Source organism: Geminicoccus flavidas, from assembly GCF_009806515.1.
Lineage (GTDB): Bacteria > Pseudomonadota > Alphaproteobacteria > Geminicoccales > Geminicoccaceae > Geminicoccus > Geminicoccus flavidus.
In genome coordinates this window covers 1-3058 of record NZ_WUJP01000479.1, presented here as the reverse complement: position 1 = coordinate 3058, position 3058 = coordinate 1, and the positions used below count along the sequence as shown (strand labels likewise).

Below are 3058 nucleotides of genomic sequence, written 5' to 3'. Positions count from 1 at the left end.
AGGGCCTGGATCTCGGCCTTGGCGCCGACATCGATGCCGCGGGTGGGCTCGTCCAGGATCAGGAGCTTGGGGTTCATGCACAGCCAGCGCGCCAGCAGGACCTTCTGCTGGTTGCCGCCCGACAGCTCGCGGATCGGCTGCTCGGGGCTCTGGCACTTCACGCCCAGGCGCTGGATGAAGCGCTCGACGATCCGGCGCTGTTCCGCCTCGTCGACGATGCCTGCCTTGGCCAGATGCGGGAGCAGGGCCAGGGTCAGGTTCTCTCGCACCGACAGCTCGGGCACGATCCCCTCGATCTTGCGGTCCTCGGTGCAAAAGCCGATGCCGCGGGCGATCGCATCGGCAGGCTCGGTCGGCTGGAACGGCTGGCCGCCATAGCGCATGCTGCCGCCGGCGGCCGGATCGGCGCCGAACACGACCCGCACCGTCTCGGTCCGCCCGGCACCCAATAGCCCGGCCATGCCTACGATCTCGCCGGCACCCACGGTGATCGACACGTCGCGCACCTTGGGGCCGGCGGCCAGATGGCTGATGGCCAGCACCTCGCCGGCCGCATGCGCCGCCTTGGCGCCAAACGCCGTGGCACCCTGGCGGGCGACGGTGGTGAGTTCGCGGCCCAGCATGGTGGCGACCAGCTCGAGCTTGCCGATCTCGCTCATCGGGCCGCTGCGCACCGTCGTGCCGTCGCGCATGATGGTGACGCGGTCGCACACCGCATAGAGCTCGTCGAGCTTGTGGGACACGAACACGACCGAGACGCCGTCGGCGCGGATCTGGCGGATCACGTCGAACAGCACCTCGACCTCGCGGTCGTCCAAGGACGAGGTCGGCTCGTCCATGATCACGAGCTTGGCCTTGAAGCCGATCGCCCGGGCGATCGCCACCATCTGCTGGGTCGCGGTCGGCAGGCTGCCGAGCGGGCGGCGGACGTCGACATCGATGGAAAAGCGTCCCAGCAGCCGGCGCGCCTCCTCATGCATCGCGCGCCAGTCGAGCAGGCCGAAGCGGCGGGGCTCGCGGCCCAGGCAGATGTTCTCCGCCACGGAACGCAAGCCTACCAGGTTGATCTCCTGGTAGATCGTGCTGATCCCCGCCGCCTGGGCGGCATGGGGCGAGTGGACCTCGAACGGCTGGCCGTCGAACTCGATCTCGCCGGCGTCGCGCCGGTGATAGCCGGTCAGCACCTTGATCAGCGTCGACTTGCCGGCCCCGTTTTGCCCGATCAGGGCATGGACCTCGCCCCGGCCGACGGTGAACTCGGCACCGCGCAGGGCCGGGCTGCCGCCGAAGCTCTTGTCGATGCCGCGCATGACGAGCAGCGGCGGGGAAGGCGGGGGGGACTGGCGCTGGAACATGCTCTTGCTGGGCCGCGCCCGAACATCGCCGGCAGAGATCGGCCGGGATGTTCGGGCAATGGGATCGTCAGTAGGCCTCGGCGATCAGTTCCTGCGCGTTGGACGCGTCGAAGAACCGGTCCTCGTTGATGATCTTGGGCGGGATGGTCTCACCGTTGGCGTACTTGACCAGCGTGTCATAGGCGATCGGCCCGAAGAACGGGCTGCATTCCACCGTGGCGCCCAGCTTGCCGTCGATGATCGCCTGCAGCGCATCGCGGGTCCCGTCGATCGAGACGATCGTGATGTCCTTGCCCGGCACCTTGCCGGCGGCCTCGACCGCGGCGATCGCACCCACTGCCATCTCGTCGTTGTGCGCGTAGATGGCGGTAGCGTCCGGATGGGCCTGGAGCAGGGTCTCGGCGACCTGACGACCCTTGTCGCGGGCGAAGTCGCCGGACTGGCTGGCGACCACTTCCATCTCCGGATGGGCCTGGATCGCGTCGGCGAAGCCCTTGGCCCGGTCATTGGCCGGGGAGGAGCCGGTGGTGCCCTGCAGCTCGATGATCTTGGCCTTGCCGCCCATGGTCTTGGCGAGCCACTCGCCAGCGCGGCGGCCTTCCTCGATGAAGTCGGAGCCGATGAAGGTGATGTAGTCGCGGCCGGCCTGCGCCAGGCTCGGGTCGACCGAGCGGTCGAGCAGGATCAGCGGGATGCCGGCGCGCTTGGCGGCCATCACCGCCGGGATCAGCGGCTTCTCCTCGCGAGGTGCCAGGAAGATCGCGTCCACGCCCTGGGCGATCATGGAATTGACGTCGGCGACCTGCTTGGCCGCGGAACCGGCCGCGTCGGTGTAGACCAGCTGCCAGCCGCGCTTCTGCGCCTCGTCCTGCATGCTCTTGGTCTGGGCGATCCGCCAGGGATTGTTGCTCTCGGTCTGGGCGAAGCCGACCTTGTAGCTGTCCTTGGGCTCGAGCTTCGGCAGTTCCTGGGCAGTCGCACTGCCCACTCCAAGAGCGATGACGGCGGCCGCCGCCGCCAGCTTGACGACGCTGCGTCGGAACATTCTAGCCTCCTTGGTCGGCTGCCGCGCCGCCGCTTCCCCAGGGTATCCGGCGGGGGACGGCTCTGCCATATGGTCCGACCGCGGCGAACGGTAGTTGCGGACGGTTTCCGCTGTCAATGCCCGACTATCCTTCATGTTCCGTCGGGCTAGCCAAGCGGGCCGGTGTCAGGCATGACACCAGAGCGATGAGTTTTGGTCCTACCAAATGAAGCTGCAGCAGCCAGGAGCAGGGTCGATCACGCCGGCGGAACCGCGGGGCGACGATCCCATCGGGCGGCGGACTCTGGCCGTGGCGCCGGGTGGGCGCCTGGCGGACGCGCTGGCCGAGGCGATCCTGGCCATGGTGCGCAGCGGCGAGCTTGTGGCCGGGCGGCCGCTGCCGGCCGAGCGCGACCTGGTGAGCCGGTTCGGCGTCAGCCGCGTGGCGGTGCGGGAAGCGATCGCGGCCCTGGCCGGCCGAGGCGTGCTGCAGATCCGCCGCGGCCACCGGCCGATCGTGCAGGAGCCGGACATCGGCCGGGCGATCGGCAATCTGGGCGAGCTCGTCCGCCATCTGGTGCTGGAGGAATCCGGCGCCTGGAACCTGTTCGAGGCCCGGATCTTCGTCGAGGCGGCGCTGGTCCGGCATGCCGCCCAGCATGCCCGGCCCGCCGACATC

The 3058-nt window shown here is 69.3% G+C and carries 3 protein-coding genes; 1 reads left to right on the top strand and 2 read right to left on the bottom strand.

Annotation, left to right across the window (positions count from 1 at the left end; all coding sequences use genetic code 11):
* Positions 1-1355 (bottom strand): sugar ABC transporter ATP-binding protein (locus EQG76_RS13405; RefSeq protein WP_200840793.1); only part of this gene is annotated, 1355 nt, incomplete at its 3' end.
* Between the two features lie 67 nt (positions 1356-1422).
* Positions 1423-2400: an ABC transporter substrate-binding protein gene (locus EQG76_RS13400; protein ID WP_159714112.1), complete on the bottom strand. Its 978-nt coding sequence runs from the start codon at positions 2398-2400 to the stop codon at positions 1423-1425.
* A gap of 205 nt (positions 2401-2605) precedes the next feature.
* On the opposite strand from EQG76_RS13400, the gene EQG76_RS13395 reads away from it, so the two are divergent.
* Positions 2606-3058 (top strand): GntR family transcriptional regulator (locus EQG76_RS13395; RefSeq protein WP_159714110.1); only part of this gene is annotated, 453 nt, incomplete at its 3' end.